This window comes from Shewanella algidipiscicola (genome assembly GCF_003605125.1).
GTDB lineage: Bacteria > Pseudomonadota > Gammaproteobacteria > Enterobacterales > Shewanellaceae > Shewanella > Shewanella algidipiscicola.
This window is the reverse complement of record NZ_QPQT01000021.1, coordinates 41,135-61,877: the sequence shown is the minus strand read 5'-3', so window position 1 is coordinate 61,877 and position 20,743 is coordinate 41,135. Positions and strand designations below refer to the sequence as shown.

Annotated in this window: 18 protein-coding genes; 7 read left to right on the top strand and 11 right to left on the bottom strand. The window is 49.1% G+C overall.

The window, feature by feature from the left end; genetic code table 11:
- Positions 1–2 precede the first annotated feature (2 nt).
- Together rlmF and DVO77_RS18235 are read right to left on the bottom strand one after the other, a co-directional pair.
- A complete protein-coding gene (gene rlmF, locus DVO77_RS18240; protein WP_373317398.1) occupies positions 3–1,079 on the bottom strand; it encodes a 23S rRNA (adenine(1618)-N(6))-methyltransferase RlmF in 1,077 nt (358 codons plus the stop codon).
- Positions 1,080–1,246: 167 nt separating this feature from the next.
- The gene (locus DVO77_RS18235) at positions 1,247–1,609 is read right to left on the bottom strand and encodes a flagellar basal body-associated protein FliL (protein ID WP_239473246.1); all 363 of its coding nucleotides are present in this window, start codon (positions 1,607–1,609) and stop codon (positions 1,247–1,249) included.
- A 217-nt stretch (positions 1,610–1,826) separates the two neighbouring features.
- Here DVO77_RS18235 and DVO77_RS18230 point away from each other — a divergent pair, with 217 nt between their 5' ends.
- Complete coding sequence (locus DVO77_RS18230; protein ID WP_119979304.1) at positions 1,827–2,399, top strand: chorismate--pyruvate lyase family protein; 573 nt, start codon at positions 1,827–1,829, stop codon at positions 2,397–2,399.
- 3 nt (positions 2,400–2,402) lie between these two features.
- Here the strand turns inward: DVO77_RS18230 and DVO77_RS18225 are convergent, their stop codons facing one another.
- Both DVO77_RS18225 and DVO77_RS18220 read right to left on the bottom strand, forming a co-directional pair.
- Entirely contained in the window at positions 2,403–5,012 is a 2,610-nt protein-coding gene (locus tag DVO77_RS18225; protein WP_119979303.1) for an immune inhibitor A domain-containing protein, read from the bottom strand.
- Positions 5,013–5,277: 265 nt separating this feature from the next.
- A complete protein-coding gene (locus tag DVO77_RS18220) occupies positions 5,278–5,880 on the bottom strand; it encodes a YhgN family NAAT transporter (protein WP_119979302.1) in 603 nt (200 codons plus the stop codon).
- A 231-nt stretch (positions 5,881–6,111) separates the two neighbouring features.
- Between DVO77_RS18220 and DVO77_RS18215 the strand changes: the two genes are divergently transcribed.
- Positions 6,112–7,707: a metal transporter gene (locus tag DVO77_RS18215; protein WP_119979301.1), complete on the top strand. Its 1,596-nt coding sequence runs from the start codon at positions 6,112–6,114 to the stop codon at positions 7,705–7,707.
- Between the two features lie 84 nt (positions 7,708–7,791).
- Entirely contained in the window at positions 7,792–8,562 is a 771-nt protein-coding gene (locus tag DVO77_RS18210) for an NRDE family protein (RefSeq protein ID WP_119979300.1), read from the top strand.
- On the opposite strand, the gene DVO77_RS18205 is transcribed toward DVO77_RS18210, so the two are convergent.
- A complete protein-coding gene (locus DVO77_RS18205) occupies positions 8,559–8,981 on the bottom strand; it encodes a YybH family protein (protein ID WP_119979299.1) in 423 nt (140 codons plus the stop codon). The genes DVO77_RS18210 and DVO77_RS18205 overlap by 4 nt on opposite strands.
- A gap of 108 nt (positions 8,982–9,089) precedes the next feature.
- Between DVO77_RS18205 and DVO77_RS18200 the strand changes: the two genes are divergently transcribed.
- Together DVO77_RS18200 and DVO77_RS18195 are read left to right on the top strand one after the other, a co-directional pair.
- Complete coding sequence (locus DVO77_RS18200; RefSeq protein ID WP_119979298.1) at positions 9,090–9,647, top strand: lysophospholipid acyltransferase family protein; 558 nt, start codon at positions 9,090–9,092, stop codon at positions 9,645–9,647.
- A gap of 75 nt (positions 9,648–9,722) precedes the next feature.
- Positions 9,723–10,346: a LysE family translocator gene (locus tag DVO77_RS18195; protein WP_119979297.1), complete on the top strand. Its 624-nt coding sequence runs from the start codon at positions 9,723–9,725 to the stop codon at positions 10,344–10,346.
- Positions 10,347–10,380: 34 nt separating this feature from the next.
- Here DVO77_RS18195 and DVO77_RS18190 read toward each other — a convergent pair whose 3' ends face one another.
- Positions 10,381–11,643 (bottom strand): mechanosensitive ion channel family protein, encoded by a 1,263-nt coding sequence (locus tag DVO77_RS18190; RefSeq protein WP_110456889.1) that lies wholly within the window; start codon positions 11,641–11,643, stop codon positions 10,381–10,383.
- Positions 11,644–12,053: 410 nt separating this feature from the next.
- Between DVO77_RS18190 and DVO77_RS18185 the strand changes: the two genes are divergently transcribed.
- Positions 12,054–12,710, top strand: a complete 657-nt coding sequence (locus tag DVO77_RS18185) for a DUF3157 family protein (RefSeq protein WP_119979296.1) — start codon at positions 12,054–12,056, stop codon at positions 12,708–12,710.
- A gap of 126 nt (positions 12,711–12,836) precedes the next feature.
- Here the strand turns inward: DVO77_RS18185 and DVO77_RS18180 are convergent, their stop codons facing one another.
- From DVO77_RS18180 to hutC, 4 genes are all read right to left on the bottom strand, one after another.
- Positions 12,837–13,307 (bottom strand): PaaI family thioesterase, encoded by a 471-nt coding sequence (locus tag DVO77_RS18180; RefSeq protein ID WP_110456840.1) that lies wholly within the window; start codon positions 13,305–13,307, stop codon positions 12,837–12,839.
- Positions 13,308–13,462: 155 nt separating this feature from the next.
- A complete protein-coding gene (hutH, locus tag DVO77_RS18175; protein WP_119979295.1) occupies positions 13,463–14,995 on the bottom strand; it encodes a histidine ammonia-lyase in 1,533 nt (510 codons plus the stop codon).
- 36 nt (positions 14,996–15,031) lie between these two features.
- Positions 15,032–16,702, bottom strand: coding sequence for a urocanate hydratase (gene hutU, locus DVO77_RS18170; protein ID WP_119979294.1), 1,671 nt, complete (start codon positions 16,700–16,702; stop codon positions 15,032–15,034).
- A gap of 89 nt (positions 16,703–16,791) precedes the next feature.
- The gene (gene hutC, locus DVO77_RS18165) at positions 16,792–17,499 is read right to left on the bottom strand and encodes a histidine utilization transcriptional repressor HutC (RefSeq protein WP_119979293.1); all 708 of its coding nucleotides are present in this window, start codon (positions 17,497–17,499) and stop codon (positions 16,792–16,794) included.
- A 184-nt stretch (positions 17,500–17,683) separates the two neighbouring features.
- On the opposite strand from hutC, the gene hutI reads away from it, so the two are divergent.
- Entirely contained in the window at positions 17,684–18,910 is a 1,227-nt protein-coding gene (gene hutI / locus DVO77_RS18160; protein ID WP_119979292.1) for an imidazolonepropionase, read from the top strand.
- 474 nt (positions 18,911–19,384) lie between these two features.
- On the opposite strand, the gene DVO77_RS18155 is transcribed toward hutI, so the two are convergent.
- Positions 19,385–20,053, bottom strand: a complete 669-nt coding sequence (locus DVO77_RS18155) for a DNA-methyltransferase (RefSeq protein ID WP_119979291.1) — start codon at positions 20,051–20,053, stop codon at positions 19,385–19,387.
- Between the last annotated feature and the right edge of the window lie 690 nt (positions 20,054–20,743).

Sequence of the window (20,743 nt, the reverse complement as noted above, 5' to 3'; positions counted from 1 at the left end):
CCTTAACAGCGAAATTTATGCCACATCTGTCGCTGGGACGGAGTGAGAAAACTCCATGCCAATACCCGCGTTAGCTTATTACCTTGGGTCATATCTATGGTTTTCACCGTGACGGCGCCGAGTCGTTGCAGCGCGTTATAGCAAGGCGTTACGTTCTCTTTTTTAGACACTAAACTGCTAAACCACAAGCATTGCAAGGCAAAGGTTTTACTCTCATCGATCATATCCAATAAGAACCTCTGCTCTCCCCCTTCACACCATAACTCCGCCTTCTGACCACCAAAATTAAGCTTAGCCGTAGGCTTGCTGGCCGATGTTGCGTGCCCTTTAGCAAGACGGTTGGCAGCAAGGTTCGCCAACTTGCGCTCACTACCGGCAGCGGCCTGCGCCAATGAAGCATGAAACGGCGGGTTACACATGGTTAAATCGAAGCGCTCCTGTGACTTGATGACGCCATTGAAGATGGCCTTGGATGTGCTCTGCAGGCGTAGGTTGACCTTCCCCTGCAGCGACGGGTTACGATCAATAATAGTGTGTACATTGGCTATCGATAGGGGATCGATGTCGCTGGCGACGAAACGCCAGCCATAGGTTTGTGCACCTAAAATAGGATAGATACCATTAGCCCCTGTGCCTATGTCTAACACCTGAATTTTTGTGCCTTTCGTTGGTTTAGCTTGAGGACGGTTTCGATGTGTATCCGCTGCACTGTCCTCGGCTAAGAGATCGGCTAAGTGGTGCAGATAATCGACCCGCCCTGGGATGGGGGGACACAAAAAACCGGCAGGGATATCCCAATAATCGATACCGTAATGCAACCGAAGTAAGGCTAAATTCAAGGTTTTAACCGCCTGTTCATCGGCAAAATCGATCGACAAATTACCGTAAGGATTCGGGCGTACAAACGGACTTAGCTGCTCCGTCTTGGCGATCAAGGCGTTAAAGTCATAGCCATTACCATGCACGTTTCGCGGATGAAGCCCCTTGCCACCTTGAGCCTTGCTAGCTGGCATCTGGTTAGGTTTTTTATGTGATGATAGCGTCTTTTTCACTAACTTAGCCTTATTGGTTGGCTTAATCTGGCTCTATTTCGCCGATGTTGATTTAGATTTACGGTGGGCACTTGGGGGGGATTAGTCGCGTGCCAAGGTTTATCAGCCAGAGTCATGAAGCCAATACCATTAAAGAGGTGACCACGCAAGATAGGCTACGTGGCCACAGACAATGCTGAGTTAACTAACCGCGGTCAGTCATACAGATATTTGGTAAACAACATATTGACGACCAAAGGTTTACCCACCTCTTGTTGCAATAGTCGATTGACAGCCTCATAGCACTCTCGACGGATCTCCTCTTTGCCCACTAATGATTTCACCTTGTCTTCTGTTTGAGCGCCTAATATCTCTAAAATTGCCGCTCGCAGCAGGGGATCGTGATGTTGCAACACCACGAGGTCTTCTGGGGCTTTAACCATCAGCTCGACGCTAATTTTAACAAAGCCAAGTTTCTTGCGATTGGAGATATAGTTGGTGACAATATCGGGGGTAAAGCCGTAATAAGCATAAGTATCGACAACATCATCTTTGGCGGCAAAAGCGCTATGGCTCATGCTACAGCTCGCCAACAGTAACAGTAACAATGCAAACTGTTTCATCTTTGGTGGGTACTCCCTAATTGTTTAAGCTCGCCATTGTCAGCTGAAGCGGCTTTGTCTTGATTCTATTGATACTCAATTATCGCCACATTTTGCCAATACTTTAATTACCGACATCATAGTTCCAGCATGATAAACTGCTGACGTTTGGGAGTATAGTACCGAGAATCCAATGAGTGTAACGAAATTAAGCTTTCCCTATGGTGAATCTCTTCACTGGTATGCCGCTGATAAGATTCCGCACCTGCCGCCTTCTCCCCTCAAAGATTGGCTACTCGCCCCGGGTAGTTTAACCCAAAAGCTTAAGTCTCACTGCGGTCAATTTGAGGTAAAGGTCTTGGGTGAAGATATTCTCAGCCCCTTCGCAAATGAGATGCCGCAGCAAAAACAGGCCTGGATTAGAGAAGTACTACTGTGCCTTGACGGTTTGCCTTGGGTCTTTGCCCGTACACTAGTCCCCGGCAGTATGCTCGACAATGCTCAGTCAGACTTTTTAACCTTGGGTAATCGCCCCCTTGGCGAACTGCTGTTCAACAGTGGTGAGTTCATCCCAGGTAAAATTGAAGTGGGTCAGTTTAACGCCTGCAGCACCTTAGCCAAGCTTATCGAGTCCCTGCACCAAAGCAGTGAACATACGCTCTGGGGCAGAAGGCGTTATTTCAGCCATAACGAGCAGCAGCTCATCGTCAGCGAAATCTTTTTACCGGCGGCGCAGCGCCTTATCGAACAACATAAACTCGAATAACCCTTATTGCTGCTTACGCCCACAAAAACGATAACCTAGCAATAATAACAACGACAGCGCCATCCAGCCCAAACTACCACCGCCGCCAGAGTCGGAACCGGTATCGTCATCACGGGTCGTCGCCACGATAACCGTTTGCGTCACACTCGATTGATTATTGCTGCCATCGGTAACCGTTAATGTCACCTGATAGCGCCCAGTATTGGCGTAGGTATGAGTAGGAGAGATATCGGTACTGCTACTGCCATCGCCAAACGCCCACACATAGCTAAACGGCCCGCTGCCACCGGATGTGGTATTGCTAAACGCGACCCTTAACTCGGTCGCCACATAATCAAAATTAGCACTGGGCAGGTTGACAGATTCACTGCGGTATTCAAACCGCACCCTAGCAACGCTAGAATCTGCTTGCTGTTCAATAACCTCCATAGTGAGCCCTAATACTGGTAACACTAAACCTGACTGTGGTTGTAAGGGCGCACTGTAATCACGGCGATCATCGAACAAACTGATAGCCGATAGGTGATTGTCATTAAAATAGCGTGATTGATTGAACATGCTGAAAGTCGCATCGCGGATCTGCACTTGCGTGGCGGCGTTGCCAATTAAGTTTTGATCTGCGTCCACCACGCCAATCAAGCCTCTGCCCGGATGATTGCTGACGTTGTTGTCGACCTCACTCAAGTTTTCCAACCATAACAGCACACCGGGCTCATAATCGCGGCTGGCCAAGCCGGCATCGAGACCATTATGGCTGCGTAGTTGCACTAGGTAACGGCGCTCACCACCGGGACGATTGTTATCAATTCGCACAAAACCCCCGGTTAACTGCATCACTCCGGCAGCTTCTGCGCCATCGAAATAGAGGCGATTATTACCATCGAATAGACCAATATCGTCAACCACCAAACCATATCCACCCACAGCGTCATCTGTGCGGTACACGATACTTAGTTGCCTACCCGTACTGCCAGCGTATCCAGAAACATCAAACGTTAAGTCGACCCAATTATCCACGCCCTCGGCCGCGCCGATATCCGCCGACGTGCCGGTGATAATATTGGTCGCCCCATTAATCCCATTACTGGCTCGAGTGTAATTCCCCTTAAGTGCCACACCATCGATCATCACCTGAGCATAATCATAATTAAGCTCAATATCCCAATGCGCCTTCATCTTAAGGGTCAAAGTATTACTTGCTGGAAAATCGATATTCACCGCTGCCGCGGTACTGAGTAAATTGCCTTGATTGGAATAGTATTGATAAGCGCCAGAATAGGGCGCCTTAAAGGTGATATCGACCGCGGGTAGCCTCAGGGCAATTTGATTGACTTGGTCATAATTAACCGCCTCGACAAGGCGCACCTCTTGACCACCAACAGGGATGCTGTCGAGATCGACTTGTAACTCTCTCACCCAGTTACCCCGATATTTATCCTGTAGATAAGAGCGAGCATAGGGACTAAAACCCACAGGCTGGGTACCAGCAAGTTCACCCGACCAGCTGCCACTCGACATGATCGACCAATCCCCCACTGGCGAACCATCGCCAGTGTTGGTGGTGTCATATTCATCGGGCAAACCCAGTGCATGGCCAAACTCATGCACGACAACGCCAGCGGCGGCATCTATGGGCTGAATCGTATAGCCAAACACTTTCTTGTTAGTGCCGGCAATGGCATATCCTGGAGCACCGGCGTGATAGACAAAATAACGATGCGACCAAATGGCATCGCGCCCCAGAACGCCGCCCCCCGCCTCTTCACCAATACTGGAGTGAAACAGCATCACATGATCGATATCGCCATCGGCCTCATTAAGATTACCATCGCCATCGAGATCGTATGGGTCTTCCACGTCATAGGTGTCGATTTCGGCTGGAGTCATATTAGCTAAGGCCTGCGTCACCGCCTCTTTAACTAATTCGGGCACGGCTTGATCGTCATCACTATTATTGGGGTCATTTTCACCATAGTAAGCCGCATTTTGGCTAGCGGTATACCAGCCCTTAACGTTACCCGTAAAAAATAAACTGCCGCCAGAAGCCGCTTGATAATATTGATAAGCACTGATGAGATTTTGCCCCTGCGGCCCAGCAAAGCCCGAGGTGGAAAACATCAGATCTTGATAATGAGCCTGCGGATAACTGGGATAATACATGCTGGTATCACCAGCAGATAAGCGATTGTTGTCGTGGGGTAGATCGGGGAAATCAATCAAGATAGCCAGCACTTTAACGGTTTTACTTATATCCGTGTCGGCGCGGGCGGCAGCAAAACTCATGGTGCGAGTGGACGGCAGACTCTTAGATCGCAATCTTTGCTGGCGCTCAAGGCGGCTCAAGATAACAGCCGTATTCTGCGGGTAGCCCTTAGCTCTGGCCGTAAAGGCCGCAAGCGCATCACGGCGCTGGGCGTCAGTGGCATCACTGGCCAATTCACCTCGTTTGACCAGCCAATAGAGAATGCGCTGTTGATTGATCACCCCTGCATCGGCCAATCCCCCAGAAGCATCGCCACCGCGCACTTGCGGGGCGGCAAAGCTACTTGAAGCCAGCAAAAGTCCTGCCAAAAAAAACGCCGAGAGTTTTCTTGCAACACACTGATACTTCATTGTATCCCCCCATACCGAGCGGTAATAAATCACCACAGTCATGAGCTAATCTGCACCAGCAGATATGCCGTATAGATTGGTTTATAGTGTTTATTCTAGTCTGCTAGGCACTAAAAGGATCACAATCACAGCCAATCCACTACGGTGACGCTATGGCAATGGTTAGGGAGTTAGATAGACAAAAAGGGGATTAAATAGTCACAGGGCTTAGGGTACGGGTTAACACAAGGCTTACCACATTTGCAGGCAAGCCTTGATGCTACATCTAGTTAGCTTGCCCCGTGTGCGCCATATAGTTGGCTATACCATCGAGGAACATCTGCACCGAAATCATCACCAACACCATTCCCATTAGGCGTTCGACAGCAGTCAGACCTTTGTCACCCAGTAGCTTAGTGAACCCTTTATAGAAGAGTAAGATAACGGCACTGGCTCCCCAAGCACCTAACAAGGCGAGGGTCCAATCCATCATGCGGGTGCTATCGGTATGGGCTAACAAAATTAAGGCCGCTAATATCGACGGTCCAGCCATGAGTGGAATCGCCATTGGCACGATAAATGGTTCTTCGCCTGCAGCTAATCCCACCACGCCACCGGGTTGGGGGAAAATCATCCGAATGGCAATCAAAAATAAGATGATACCGCCAGCGATGCTCACCGACTCAGAACGCAAATTAAGGAAGTTCAATATAGCTTCGCCAGCATACAGAAACAGCAGCATAATGATCAGCGCAAAGATTAACTCTCTGATCAGGACTCGGCGCCGCTTCTTGGGCTCAATATGACGCAATATGGAGGCAAAAATTGGCAGGTTGCCAAGCGGGTCCATAATCAGAAACAACATTACCGCAGCAGAAAATATGTCCATAACTCAAATATTGGTCAAAAAAATTTAAGCCCCATTGTACAACTTATTCTCAATACTTATCAGCAAATAGCACAACAAATACAGGTTTTACACAACATCTTTAGCCCATGAGCTGCGACGCTTATCGCCTTGGCTATGTAAATTAAATGATGCTGCGCGCTAATTATTCGATTGGACAGGATAACACTGGTATACTATCTGGCTTTCTAGACTCCCTTGTTAACACTAAATATGTACTATCTCGTCGCCAGTTGTATTGCACTCCTGCTAGGCCCACTGTTCTACCGTTTCTTTACCACGGGAACAGGCCTGCAAAAAGGCTTAGATGGATTTATCTTTGTCTCGCTAGGCGGCTTAGTGTTAATCCATATTCTGCCTGAACTATTAGAGCACGGTGGCTTCTTAGCCATAGTGTTTGTGATCATAGGTTTGTGGGGCCCCACCCTGAGTGAGCGCCTCTTCCATCGCTATTCTGAAGTGACCCATAACCTCACACTAACGCTGGGGATCACAGGCCTATTGCTACATACCATGACAGATGGTGGCGCCATGGTACTAGCCCAACAAGAGGGCAACTCGGCGCTACTGGCCTTGGGGGTGATATTGCACCGGCTGCCGGTCGGCTTGGCCATATGGTGGTTACTTAAACCCCAAGTAGGCAGCCGCTGGGCGATGGCGGTATTGGCTAGCATGATGCTGCTTACAGGCGTCGGCTACTTCGCGGGCGAACAACTGCTTAATCACCTCAGCCTAGATAACACTGTTTATCTGCAAGCCTTTGTCACTGGCTCCATTTTGCATGTGGTACTGCATCAACCCCATGGTAACAATATCAGCGACAAACAAGGTAAATATGAATACCAGGCCGGTATTGGCAGCCTGCTCGGTATCGCCTTGCTGTTTATTCTGCTCGCCATGGATTCAGGTGGACACGAACATCATGATCACAGCCACAGTACTGAACAACTGATGCAATGGCTAATGACCTTGGCGCCTGTGCTGATTTTGGCCTATGTTATCGCCACCTTGCGCTATCTATTGGGTTTATCGCCACAACACCCACAATTAGGCAAGCGCTGGCTGCAACGACTGGCAGGCCCAGAAGCGCTAGTGATCACCTTACTATTGCTGGGGCCAAGCCTGGCGATGATCCAACTGATCGGCCTAACCCTTATCGGTCTGCTACTCACTCTGACTAGAGTACAGCTGACCGACCCTCATCAAGGGCTACCTATCTCGGCGTGGCGTTTTGGCTTCGCCCATTTAGTGGATAGAAGCGCGCCGTGGATCATCCTCAGTTTGATTCTAGCCAACCTTATCGGCCACCCATTAGTGCCACTCGAAAACCCATTGGTGCAAGTGCTGGTGCTAATGGCGCTGTTTTTACCCATGCGTTTTTGCAATCTTGGCGGCGCCGTATTAGCCTTATCGCTGGCCTACAGTGGCTGGAGTATCGAGGCTATCATGGTCGCACTGCTCGCCGCACCGGTATTTAATCTGGCGCAACTAAAACTGATGAACTGGACCCAAAGATTGCTATTAGCCGGACTGATTATTATTTGCCTATTAGGCACCCATTGGCTGATCCCGCAATGGAGCACCATTATTGCCCTGCCACAAAACCTGAATACCGCAGCCTTAGCCGTTATTGCCTTCCTGTTTGGCGCCAGCTTGCTTAGGCTAGGACCCCGTAAATTTATGGCGCGTATCACCCTGTGGACACCCAAAGTCCACGATCATCACCATGATGATACGGCTCATGCACACAATGGTGACGCCATAAGCGCAAAAACAGAGCAGCATACTCACAAACATCATCACCATTAATCAGGCGATGATGTCCATTTAGATGGCTTTTATGACACGACAAAGCTAAATTAAAGCCATCATTTATCCTGTGAGTTTGAGCTAATGTGCATTCTCTTTGTCGCGCTCGGCGTACATCCTGACCATCCGGTTATCATCTGCGCTAACCGCGACGAATTCCATGTACGCCCCACAGAACCCGCCCACCTCTGGCCGGGTGAGCATCATGTGTTGGCAGGCAAAGATCTCCAAGCGGGTGGGAGCTGGTTAGGCATCAATCAACAGGGCGATATTGCGGCGCTGACCAATATTCGTGCACCAGAGCAGCTGCATACCGATAGTCGCAGCCGCGGGGAATTAGTGATCAAGGCGTTAAACGAACCGAGCCGCATCACCCATGACTGGCTCAGCGAACATCATCAGCGCTACAACCCATTCAACCTATTGTTTGGCCACCGCGATCAACTCTATTGTTACCACAGCCTAGATAACAGCCTTAAACAACTGACGCCCGGCTTTCATGCCATCAGTAATGGGGCCTTAGATGATATTTGGCCAAAAATGGCTAAAGGCACTCGCGCCTTGGAGCAACAGCTGTCACAAACGACGCCCCCCAATATCGATGCCCTGCTCGCCATTATGACCGACCAAAGCCAAGCTCAAGACAGCGAACTGCCACAAACCGGCATCGCATTAGAGTGGGAAAGACTGCTGTCGTCTATCTATATTAAACACCCAGAATATGGCACGCGCTCGACCTCGATTATCTTGCAAGATAACCAAGGCAATAGCGAGTTTATCGAGGTGCGATACGATGGCAAGGGGCGCAACCTAGGGCGGCAGCGCTTTACCCTTAACCCAGAGATAACCGCTTAATCAGAGGTATGATCATGGGTGATCACCCATTTATCATCGATCTTTTCGACCAACAGGGTAAACACACCGCTGGGCTGATCTTTTGCCCGCGTCAACTCCCAGCGCCCGACTACTAGGGCCGCATAGTTGCTGAGCATTTTGATCTCATTAATGGTGAATTTTAGCGTGCCTAATGTCGCCTTATCCGGGTAGTTTTTCTTATAGGCCGCTAATGTCTCTTCCCAGCCATAACGAAATTTATTCCCCGAGACAAACCGCACCTTGTCATTGTGCCAATAACCCTGCATATACGCATCTAAGTCGGCGCGATTCCAAGCGTCTTGCTGCTCGGTGATCACCTTAGTGATCTCATCGGTAGGCACTGCCTGCGCCGGAAAGACCAACAACAGTACCAGCATTAACCATGCATTTTTAACCATGATGTACTCCATCGGGAGAAATTAAGGTGTAGTATATAATAAACTACTGTAAGACATTATCAGTTAACCAAAAAAACACCCAATTGCATTATTAAAAGAGCTAAAATTATGCTGCAAACCCTGTGTAAAACACTACTCAAGTTGATGGGCTGGAAAATTGACGGCGCCTTACCGACCACACCGCAATACATTGCCATTGTGGCCCCCCACACCAGTAACTGGGACTTTATTATCGGTGTATTGGCCCGTGGCGCTCTGGGGCACAACATCCATTTCCTCGGTAAACATCAACTATTTATTCCACCTTGGGGCTGGTTGTTTAAGGCCATTGGCGGCACGCCAGTGGATCGGCGCAAAAATAACAATCTAGTGGACGCCGTGGCACAGCTGTTTAAAGCCGATGCCAACTTTAAGCTGGCTCTAGCGCCCGAAGGCACCCGCAGCCCCGTCACGCGCTGGAAAACTGGCTTCTACCATATTGCACTGGCAGCCGATGTCCCCATTGTGACGGTCGCACTGGATTTTGCCCATAAAACCGTGGTGATCCCACCCGCCATAAAAGTCAGCGGTGACATAGCACAAGAGATGAGAACCATCTTAGATTTCTACCGTACCATCAAGGGGCGCCACCCTAAAACCATTCCCGATTACAGCGCGCAAAAATAGCCACGGGCAGGTTTGCTAAAGCGGAGCGCTCTGGTTATAGTGCGGCCACTGCCCACTTTATCTACTAGCTTTACGATGAATTTCGATACCTGGTTACTGTACCTGTTCGCCGTCTTCTTGATTGCCATTTCACCGGGCACCATGGCTGTGCTGTCGATGAGCCACGGCATCCATTTCGGTAAAACCCGCAGCTTGGCGACGGCGCTAGGCAGCGTCAGCTCAGCGTTACTCTTGATGTTAGCCTCTGCTGCGGGGCTGGGCGCACTACTCAGTGCCACAGAGCATGGTTTTGCGCTGCTTAAATATTGTGGCGCCGCTTATCTGCTGTTTCTTGGCATTAAACTCATCATGACCAAGGCCAGCGCCCAAGGGCTAGATCTGCAATATATCAAAGGCAAAGGATCGCCTAAGCAAATGTTTAAGGAGGCATTTTTAGTGGGTATCAGTAACCCCAAAGATCTGCTCTTCTTTGGCGCACTGTTTCCACAGTTTATCGACATCCATCAGCCCCAAATGCCACAACTGGCCATATTGGCGCTCACCTGGGCGGTGATAGATTTTAGCTTTGTGATGATCTATGCCAGCATGGCAAATATGCTGGCTCCTAAACTCAAATCCAGTAATCGATTGCATTGGTTCGACAGAGTCAGTGGTGGCGTGTTTCTTAGCCTCGCCACCATTTTAGTTACCAGAGAGTGAGCTTGAGGGCATAATCCCCTCAAGCCGTCACAGATTAAAGCGGGCGCTCAGTCTTTAGGCTACGGACATCCCCTCCGGTAGGTGATTGGAACGCTCGCAGATTGAATTGCGGTAGCACAGCATAAATATGATCGAATATATCCGCCTGAATATCTTCATAAATAGCCCAGCGGGTATCGTTGGTGAAAATGTAGATCTCTATCGGTAAGCCTTCGGTTGTCGGGGCTAATTGACGCACTAACAGCGTCATCTCTTGATGCACTTTTGGGTGTTTATGCATGTATTCCAGTAGATAGGCCCTAAACGTGCCCACATTGGTTAGGTTACGGCTGTTAACAGGCATATCACCATCTTCGACATTGGCGTTAAACTCGGTAATTTCAGCCTCTTTACGAGCCAGATACTCTTTTAGTAAATTAATTTTACCTAAGCGTTGCTTCTGCTCTTCATTGAGAAAGGCTATCGAATCGATGTCGATATTTACCGCACGTTTAATGCGTCGCCCACCCGACTCTTGCATGCCACGCCAGTTTTTAAAGGCATCAGACACCAGCGCATAAGCGGGGATCATGGTGAGTGTACGGTCCCAATTACGCACCTTAACCGTGGTTAATGACACCTCTTCGACCGCACCGTCGGCGCCATATTTGTCCATCTGGATCCAATCACCAGGACTCACCATACGGTTGGCGGCAAGTTGGATCCCCGCAACAAAACCTAAAATCGTGTCACGAAACACCAACATCACCAAACCGGTGGCGACACCTAAGCCGCTGAGGAAGTACACCGGAGACTGCTGGGCCAATACAGAGATAGAGATGATGATAGCCACAAAGAACATAAACAGCTTTAGCAGCTGCACAAAGCTCTTAATCGGTAAACGTCGACTGATAAGATTAACATCGGCAATCTCATTCAGCGCATCCAGAGCACAATACACCCCGCGCACAAACAAAATAACGACAGCGACATCTAGCAGACGGTCGACCAAACCGCTCAACAGTGGGTGCTCCACTAATGCCAGTGGCAGTAAGATACTTAAAATCAAGGTCGGAACCAACAAGGCAAACTTCTCTAGCACCTGATGGCGCATAAAAATGTCATCCCAAGTGACCTTAGAGCGCATTATCACCAGATTCATAGCTTGCACCACACCACGCTTGACAATCAGGTAACCGATAAGCGCGATCAGTAAGCTCCCTAGCAACATAATCCCAGTAGAGACGCCATCGGCTGGGGTATCGATACCAAAATGAGCCAGCCATTGCGACACATGCATGCGTAGTTCTTGATCCAAAATATTTATCTCCTGAGGCGAAATGTCTCGCGCCGCTAAACCGTTAACATCGCCATATCTGTGGCGGGTCATCCATGTGTATCAGCTTACTAACAAAATCATTACAAATACTTATTTTTAAAGCTGTTTTAATCCTATTGCTCGACTGTAATATAAAGCCGAACAACAATCCATTTCTACGCCATAAGAATTGCCGCCATGACAACCCTTGCCGAAGGTGTTTACTGTAAGGCGAGATGACACACAGTAGCCGATACTCGTTAATCTCAGCCCTGAAAACCTAAACTCGCGCAGTGGCTTACCCTATCTGAGGCATAAAAAGCCTATGTTGCTTGATATGGTGTATAAATTTTCTCTCAGTTTGTCTATGCTAGCCTCCTCGGCAACCCTAATTGAATTGGTTTAACTCCATGTATAAAGCACTACCCTATTATGCCGCCTTGGCCATGATGCTGATATCGCTATCGACGCTCGCTAAGGATATGGCGCCAGAGCCAGTAGCCATTGTCACCCTTGAAAATGGCGCTAGCGTCAAACTCAATGATGACTTTACTTGGGAATATGTGTTTCTAGAAAACCAACCCACAGCACAAGCCCCAAAAGATACGCCTACAAGCACAGCACCAAATACGCCCGAGTTCAATGCTGCGGCGCAAGGTGCAACAGTCGCGACCGTCACCACCGCCGAGGTCGCCAATAGCTTAAGCCATCGCGCCATCGAGCAGTCAGACCTGCTTAAGTCTACGGCAAAAAATGGGGTTAAAATTAGCTACCTAAATAGCCAATGGGACAGTAAGGGGCGCCTAGGACTTAACTTCGAACTTAGCAGCACCAGCCCAGAAAGTTATGTGATGATCGAGCTAGAAATAGGCTTATTTGCCGACTCAGGTCAGCTAATCAAGAAGGAGACGGTTGAAGTGTGGCAGGCCATTTTTAGGATGCCCGAGACCTATCTTCGCAAAGGTCAAACCCGTAAGAGCGACACGTTTTGGATTGAAGGGGTAGATAAAGCTCAGTGGAGCAAGCAGTTACTGACACTCAAAATGAAAGAGATGAACTCACGCTAAGCCAGCTTATTCACGCTCAAATTAACATCACTGGTCTAGTTATTGATGAGACCAAAGTGGCGCAGTCATCCATGCTTGCGCCACTTTGGTTAGCACTTCACATTAAGATGCGATACAGCAAGTCACTTACATCATGGTATCGGGCATCTTAACCGCTACCATATGACCTCTAGCACAAAGGGTTCCGCCAGCAGACAATGTAATGTCGACCACCACTTTACGCGGTTTCACCTCTTTAATCACACCAACAAGCGCTAACTCTACGCCCATTGGTGTAGGTGCTAAGTAATCAATATTCAGCGCCGCGGTCACAAATCGCGGCGGCTCAATATCCACCTCCCCCATCTGTTGCAAGGCGCGCTGAGCGGCAGCACTGGCACTGCCGGTACCATGGCAATCGATAAGCGAGGCAATAAGCCCACCATAAACAAACCCCGGAATGGCTGTATGAAACGGTTCGGGCATAAAGTGGGCAACAGTCTCATCCCCACGCCAATAGCTCTTCAATTGATGGCCCTGACTGTTATTACGACCACAGCCATAACAGTGGCTTAAATCATCAGGATAGGCATCCTGAAACGCGACTCCTTGCTGCATCTATACATATCCTCTAACAGTAATAGCGAGTCACCACGCTATATCGATTCGCCCCCTTGAACAATACCAACTTAAGGCTTAATCCCAACAGCCTATGCGCCATCAATTGATTCAAACCGAGCGAACCCACCGGCATATAACCACCTAAAATACCTCTAAAAGCTTGCCATAATACCCGCTGGCAAATACGCGTTAAAACGTGCCGCCAACAGTAACTCGGTGGCCGACTCGATATCAGGGCCAAAGAAACGGTCTTTATCGTAATAGGTGACTAACTCACGCAGCTCCGCCTTGGCTTTGGCGACCGCGACACTGGGCTGCAATGGCGCTCGGAAATCAAGCCCCTGCGCCGCAGCGAGTAACTCCACCGCCAGCACACCACGAGTGTTCTCTGACATATCACGCAGACGACGGGCCGCAAACGTGGCCATCGATACATGATCTTCTTGGTTAGCCGAGGTCGGTAAGCTGTCAACGGACGCCGGATGTGCGTAAGTCTTGTTCTCTGATGCCAAGGCTGCCGCAGTCACTTGCGCTATCATAAAGCCTGAATTGACTCCGCCATTTTCGACAAGGAATGGCGGGAGTTTTGACAGATTTGAGTCGATCAGCAGTGCAATACGACGCTCGGCAATCGACCCCAGCTCGGCAATCGCAATCGCCAAGTTATCGGCAGCCATTGCCACAGGTTCGGCGTGGAAGTTACCGCCAGAGATAATGTCGCCGGTATCTTGGAACACTAATGGATTATCGGTGACACCATTGGCTTCAACCGCCAGCACGTCGGCAGCATGGCGAATTTGGGTCAAACAGGCCCCCAGTACCTGCGGCTGACAACGCAGTGAGTAAGGATCTTGCACCTTCTCACAGTTAACATGAGCCAGACTGATCTCCGACTCATCACCTAATAGATGACGGAAAATTGCGGCCGAGTCGATCTGGCCTTTTTGGCCACGCGCCGCATGAATACGAGCATCAAACGGACTACGACTGCCCATGGCCGCTTCGACACTCATGGCACCAATCACCGAGCTAGCGGCAAATAGATCTTCTGCGTTAAACAACCCTTCCAGTGCTAATGCGGTCGACGCCTGTGTTCCATTGAGTAGCGCTAAACCTTCTTTGGCCGCCAACTCAATGGGTTTAAGACCTGCGATCTCAAGACCTTCAGCAGCTGAAATCAGCTCACCACGATAACTCATCTTGCCCTCACCAAGCAGCGGCAGACACATGTGTGACAGTGGTGCTAAATCACCTGATGCCCCCACAGAACCTTTCTCTGGCACACGGGGGTAAACTTCGGCATTGACCAAGGCGATAAGAAAGTTAATCACCTCAAGTCGGATACCAGAAAAGCCACGGCTCAGGGAATTAATTTTGAGCACCATCATCAGGCGCACAGTCGCATCGCGCATAGGTTGGCCGGTACCCGCTGCATGAGACAGCACGATAGAACGCTGCAACAACTGCAGATCATCATTACCTATTTTGGTGTTGGCCAGCAGACCAAAACCTGTGTTGATACCATAGACAGTGCGACCTTCATCCAAGACTCTTTTCACTAAGTCGGCGCTGGTATTGATATCGGCAATGGCACTCGGACACAGCTCAAGGCTCACTTTACTGCGGCTAATTTCGCGCAGTTGTTCTAGGCTTAGGGTGCCCGGTTTTAACACTAAATGACTCATGATTATTCGCCTCTATTCTTATTGTTATTATGGTGATTATCTATTGAGCATGGGCAGATCTAAGCCCTGCTCGGCGGCGCATTGCTTAGCAATATCGTAGCCTGCATCGGCATGACGCATCACCCCTGTTGCAGGGTCGTTCCACAATACACGGCCTAAACGCACGGCGGCATCCTCGCTACCATCGGCCACAATCACCACCCCCGAGTGCTGACTAAAGCCCATGCCGACACCACCACCATGATGCAAGGAGACCCAAGTGGCACCACTCGCGGTATTGAGCAATGCATTCATCAAGGGCCAATCCGATACCGCATCGCTGCCATCAAGCATAGATTCGGTTTCACGGTTAGGGCTGGCAACAGAGCCTGAATCTAAGTGATCGCGACCAATCACAATTGGCGCCGATAGCTCACCACTTTTAACCATCTCGTTGAACGCTAACGCTAAACGCGCACGATCTTTTAGCCCCACCCAACATATACGTGCAGGCAAACCTTGAAACGCAATGCGCTCGCGCGCCATATCCAGCCAGTTATGCAGCTGTGGGTTATCAGGAATAAGCTCTTTGACCTTGGCATCGGTTTTATAGATATCTTCGGGATCGCCAGACAGTGCCGCCCAACGGAATGGGCCAATACCTTCACAAAACAGCGGACGCACATAGGCAGGCACGAAACCGGGGAAATCGAATGCGTTCGCTACGCCCTCTTCGAACGCCATCTGACGAATATTATTGCCGTAATCGGTCGTCGCAGCGCCAGCCGCTTGTAGCGCTAACATCGCCTTAACTTGTACCGCCATCGATTGCTTAGCCGCCTTAACTACCGCAGCTTCATCTTTTTGACGCATCTTAGCAGCCTGTTCTAGCGTCCAGCCTTGGGGTAGATAGCCGTTAAGTGGGTCATGGGCAGAGGTTTGATCGGTCACCACATCAGGGGTAATGCCGCGCTCGACCAACTCGGCAAACACATCGGCAGCATTAGCAAGTAAGCCGACTGATACGGGAGTGCCCGCGTTGTTCGCTGCATCGATCATAGCTAACGCTTCATCTAGGTTAGTGGCCTTTTTATCGACGTAGCGGGTACGTAGGCGGAAATCGATACGCGTCTCATCAACCTCACAAGCCAGCACCGAATAGCCCGCCATGGTGCCTGCTAAAGGTTGGGCTCCGCCCATGCCGCCAAGGCCGCCGGTTAAGATCCATTTACCCTTAGCGTCACCACCAAAGTGCTGCTTAGCCATAGCAACGAAGGTTTCATAGGTGCCCTGCACTATGCCTTGGGAGCCAATATAGATCCAAGACCCCGCGGTCATCTGGCCGTACATAGCCAAACCTTTTTTATCTAGCTCGTTAAAGTGTTCCCAGTTAGCCCAATGCGGTACTAGGTTTGAGTTGGCGATGATCACGCGAGGCGCGTTGCTGTGGGTCTTAAAGACGCCCACTGGCTTACCAGACTGCACCAACAAGGTTTCATCGTCTTCTAGCCGCTGCAGTACTTCGATGATCTTGTCATAACACGCCCAGTCACGCGCCGCTCGGCCAATGCCACCATAGACCACGAGGTCTTCTGGACGTTCGGCCACATCGGGATGCAGGTTGTTCATCAACATGCGCATCGGCGCCTCGGTAAGCCAACTCTTACAGCTTAATGTTGTGCCGTGGGGCGCGATAATGCGACGGCTTGGGTCGTGTCTATTGGTCATGGGTTTTCCTCAATTTGTGTTATCTCATCGCTTAACGCGATTGTTATATTTAATATTTTTGGTGTTACGCTCATTTCATCAGGCAGGCGTTAACGGTTAAAGGTCAAATGCCCCCCTAAACGGAAACGACTACCGGGGTGGATAAGCCGCGCAAAACTCACCACACCTTGGCGTGACCAGGTGCGACGTAAGATCTGCAAACAGGGCTCACTGCCTTCAATCTGCAATTGTTGTTGCTGTGACGGATTGGCAAGGATCGCCTCGATGGTGTGACGTGCCTCGGTCAAGGGCGCCACAAATGACAGGTATTCATGAGGCGTTTGCAAAGTGTAATCTTGCTCAAGGTAATCAGGCGCCAGTTGCGGATTAACATAGCGCTCCTCCAACTGTAATGGCACACCCTGCTCGCAGTGCACTAACAGTGAGTAAAATACAGGGCTACCCTCTTCGAGCCCCAAGGCTATCGCGGTCTGCGCTTGCGCCTGAATCTGTTTTAGTTCAAGTTGCTGCACCCTATAGCCATGACCGCGGTCTTTGATCTCATCGGCGATATTGCGAATCGCCAGCATCGACGACTGCGACTTTAGCCCAGCCACAAAAGTGCCTAGCCCTTGAGAGCGCTCGAGCACGCCCGATTCAGTGAGCTCTGTTAACGCCCGTCTGGCCGTCATGCGACTACACTCAAACTGCTCGGCTAACTGATTTTCAGACGGCACGCGGCTATGTTGTTGCCACTCACCGGTTTCAACCTTGGTCAGAATGAATTGTTTAATCTCAGCAAACTTAGGCGTAGCCATCTAAGCTCCTTAAGCTTATGGTGATGAGCCCATCATCTTGATGCACACTGTGATAGGGCAATATCACTTTAAAAGTGATTAAATTAACCGCTATAATCCTAGCTTGTATATACAAGCAAGCACAAGCTAGCTCACACAAATTAATGATCGCGACATGTTTAGGTCGCACCTTGAGGGAAATATTATGTCTTGGGATCAGGTTTGGATTGACGTCAACATTGCGACAATGGATCCAGATATTTCAGTGCCTTACGGTGCAATCACCGATGCGGCTCTGGCGGTAAAAGAGGGCAAAATTGCTTGGGTTGGCCCACGCAGTGAATTGCCACAATTTGACGTATTGTCAACCCCAGTTTACAGAGGTAAAGGTGGCTGGCTGACCCCGGGCATTATCGATGCCCACACTCATTTAGTGTTCGCAGGTAATCGTGCCAATGAGTTTGAACTGCGCCTGCAAGGCGCCAGCTACGAAGAGATTGCGCGGGCGGGCGGCGGTATCATCTCGACAGTCAAAGCCTGCCGAGACGCCTCAGAAGCCGAGTTATTTGACCTTGCAAGGCAACGTCTCAATGCCCTAGCTAAAGAGGGAGTGACCACGGTCGAGATAAAATCAGGCTATGGGCTGGATACCGACACCGAACTCAAACTGCTGCGCGTTGCCCGTGAGCTTGGCAAGCATCATCATGTGGATGTAAAAACCACTTTTTTAGGCGCCCATGCGATCCCGCCAGAGTATAAAAATGATAGCGACGCTTATGTGGATCTCGTTATCGACGAGATGCTACCCGCGGTGATAGCTGAAAACCTTGCCGATGCCGTCGATGTGTTTTGCGAAAATATCGCCTTTAGCCTAGCGCAAACGGAGCGCGTACTCAGCGCCGCCAAAGCGGCAGGGCTGGATATCAAGCTTCATGCCGAGCAGTTATCTAATTTAGGCGGCTCGGCTATGGCCGCCAAGCTGGGCGCTAAATCGGTGGATCATATCGAATACTTAGATGAAGCAGGTGTAAAAGCCCTCAGTGAAAGCGGTACCTGTGCCACCCTGCTCCCCGGCGCATACTACTTCCTGCGTGAAACCCAGATGCCTCCTATCGACTTGTTGCGCCAATATCAAGTGCCTATGGTGCTCGCCAGCGATTACAACCCCGGCTCATCACCGCTGTGTTCGAGCCTATTGATGCTCAACATGGGTTGCACCCTGTTCCGCTTAACGCCAGAAGAAGCCTTAGCCGGCATGACACGCAACGCCGCCAAGGCGCTGGGTATTGAAGAGAGTGTCGGCGTATTACGCGCTGGCATGCAAGCCGACTTCTGTCACTGGGATATCACCACCCCAGCCGCACTGGCCTATAGCTATGGGGTTAATGTGTGTAAGGATGTGGTGAAAAAAGGCCGATTAGTGCATCAATAACTTTCACTTAACCTAAGCGATGAGGCTGACTCATCGTTTAGGTTTGTTTACCCCAAAGGGATTTGATACTTAACCTGCGAATTTAATAACCATGGCTTTATGGTGTTCAATTGCTTGCCGCAGGTGCAGTATAGGGACATACCAATGTCGTGATCACATGGACGTGAAAGAACGACCTCATGTGCAGATACCGCCTCGACACGGTGAGTGAAGCGCAGCTTCTAGCTCACGAACGAGAGGCATGGATGACGAACTGGCAGTTAAACAGGGACGTTGTTCGAGCCCTTCCCTAGGCACTCTGCGGGAGCATCTGATGTGGATTAACAAATGCAGCGATGACATATATGTCAAAGAGCTGCCATGCCACCGAAGGCCAAACGCGTGCTTACACTTAGTCATCAATCTCTTCGATTGGACTTTTTGTTTCGCACATAACCATTTAGTATACTTAGCACCACTTGAATAACTTAATGATTAATTCAACTCATCAATTTTGACTCTTTGGCGAATATGAGAGTGTGCTGCCTCTGAAATATCGCACCCCATCGACTTTCGCCCCAAATTTTTTGCAGCGATTAAAGCAGAACCAGAACCAAAAAATGGGTCGGCGATTAACTCATTGGGGAGAGAACTTTGCTTTATCAAAATTTCTATCAGCTCGACAGGCTTTTCAGTCGGGTAGCCCCGATGCACTCTTTTACATTCCAAAACATCGGGTATGCCAAGATCGTTTAACTTACGCTTACCCTTCTCAAAAAAAAGAATAAACTCATATTTAGCTCGATAGTGATAGCCCATACCAATCGCGAGCTTATTCCAAACTATTGGTTTCCAGAATTTAAAACCAACTTTCTCAGCTATTGGCTTCACATAAAACATAGTTTCTTGATCGCAAAACAGATAAAAATGAGCGTTTTTCTTTAATACACGATAAATTTCAGTGAACAGCTCCTCAAAGCGTTGATTAGGAAAAATATCAAACCATTGGTTACTCGAACCATTACTGACTTTTAAACGAGTTGTGGTTCCTATTTTCCTATGTTTTTCAAGAGATTCATATGGTGGGTCAGTCACAATAAGATCAACGCTCGCATCGGCGAGCGTTGATAACCAACTTATAGCGTCATCACGAAATAACTGCATTAATACCTGCTAAAAAGTACTACAAGAACGTCCATGCGAGTGTACTGTTGAAACAATGCCTTTGTCTAACCCCCGACAATCAATGCAATAACTTTGATGTCCATCAGGATTTCTTACCGTTACACGGGCAGGAGTTTTGCCAAATTGAGCAGGATATGGATGAAACACATGCTCCCCCCCATTGGCAGCCGAACAGTGCGGACATGACTTAAATTTTTGACCAGTTTTGAAATCAATTTTAGTCAACATGCCACTATTTAACTTAGCTCCACAGCAAGCGCATCCCATATAAAACTCCTTTTTATATTGAACTTTTAAATTATTAAATCAACGTGATACAGTGAATCGCATAACGATAAGAAAAACGCAGATTGCATGTATCTATACATAACCCTGTTCACTATTTAGGCTGACAGTAAGATTAAGACCAAAAAAGAATCAATGGCAATGATTTCTAACTTCGACACTGATTTTTATGAAATTTCTGCTAGTGCTTTTTAACAAACCAACGTTCTCGACCTCAACGCCCCCCTGATCTCATGAAACAGAACATAGAATAAAATAAGATAAATTAGTCATTTATCTATAAACACACAGGCTCATAACCCACGCATCTAGCTTCGCCGATACATTGACATGCACCGATACCCACAATATTTATTTGGCGGCATTAACCCAAAAGGGTTAATC

Bases quoted from the DNA above. Each gene is read 5' to 3' on its own strand.
- DVO77_RS18235 (WP_239473246.1), bottom strand. From the start codon at position 1,609: ATGAGCCATAGCGCTTTTGCCGCCAAAGATGATGTTGTCGATACTTAT.
- DVO77_RS18230 (WP_119979304.1), top strand. From the start codon at position 1,827: ATGAGTGTAACGAAATTAAGCTTTCCCTATGGTGAATCTCTTCACTGG.
- DVO77_RS18225 (WP_119979303.1), bottom strand. From the start codon at position 5,012: ATGAAGTATCAGTGTGTTGCAAGAAAACTCTCGGCGTTTTTTTTGGCA.
- DVO77_RS18220 (WP_119979302.1), bottom strand. From the start codon at position 5,880: ATGGACATATTTTCTGCTGCGGTAATGTTGTTTCTGATTATGGACCCG.
- DVO77_RS18215 (WP_119979301.1), top strand. From the start codon at position 6,112: ATGTACTATCTCGTCGCCAGTTGTATTGCACTCCTGCTAGGCCCACTG.
- DVO77_RS18210 (WP_119979300.1), top strand. From the start codon at position 7,792: ATGTGCATTCTCTTTGTCGCGCTCGGCGTACATCCTGACCATCCGGTT.
- DVO77_RS18205 (WP_119979299.1), bottom strand. From the start codon at position 8,981: ATGGTTAAAAATGCATGGTTAATGCTGGTACTGTTGTTGGTCTTTCCG.
- DVO77_RS18200 (WP_119979298.1), top strand. From the start codon at position 9,090: ATGCTGCAAACCCTGTGTAAAACACTACTCAAGTTGATGGGCTGGAAA.
- DVO77_RS18195 (WP_119979297.1), top strand. From the start codon at position 9,723: ATGAATTTCGATACCTGGTTACTGTACCTGTTCGCCGTCTTCTTGATT.
- DVO77_RS18185 (WP_119979296.1), top strand. From the start codon at position 12,054: ATGTATAAAGCACTACCCTATTATGCCGCCTTGGCCATGATGCTGATA.
- DVO77_RS18180 (WP_110456840.1), bottom strand. From the start codon at position 13,307: ATGCAGCAAGGAGTCGCGTTTCAGGATGCCTATCCTGATGATTTAAGC.
- hutH (WP_119979295.1), bottom strand. From the start codon at position 14,995: ATGAGTCATTTAGTGTTAAAACCGGGCACCCTAAGCCTAGAACAACTG.
- hutU (WP_119979294.1), bottom strand. From the start codon at position 16,702: ATGACCAATAGACACGACCCAAGCCGTCGCATTATCGCGCCCCACGGC.
- hutC (WP_119979293.1), bottom strand. From the start codon at position 17,499: ATGGCTACGCCTAAGTTTGCTGAGATTAAACAATTCATTCTGACCAAG.
- hutI (WP_119979292.1), top strand. From the start codon at position 17,684: ATGTCTTGGGATCAGGTTTGGATTGACGTCAACATTGCGACAATGGAT.
- DVO77_RS18155 (WP_119979291.1), bottom strand. From the start codon at position 20,053: ATGCAGTTATTTCGTGATGACGCTATAAGTTGGTTATCAACGCTCGCC.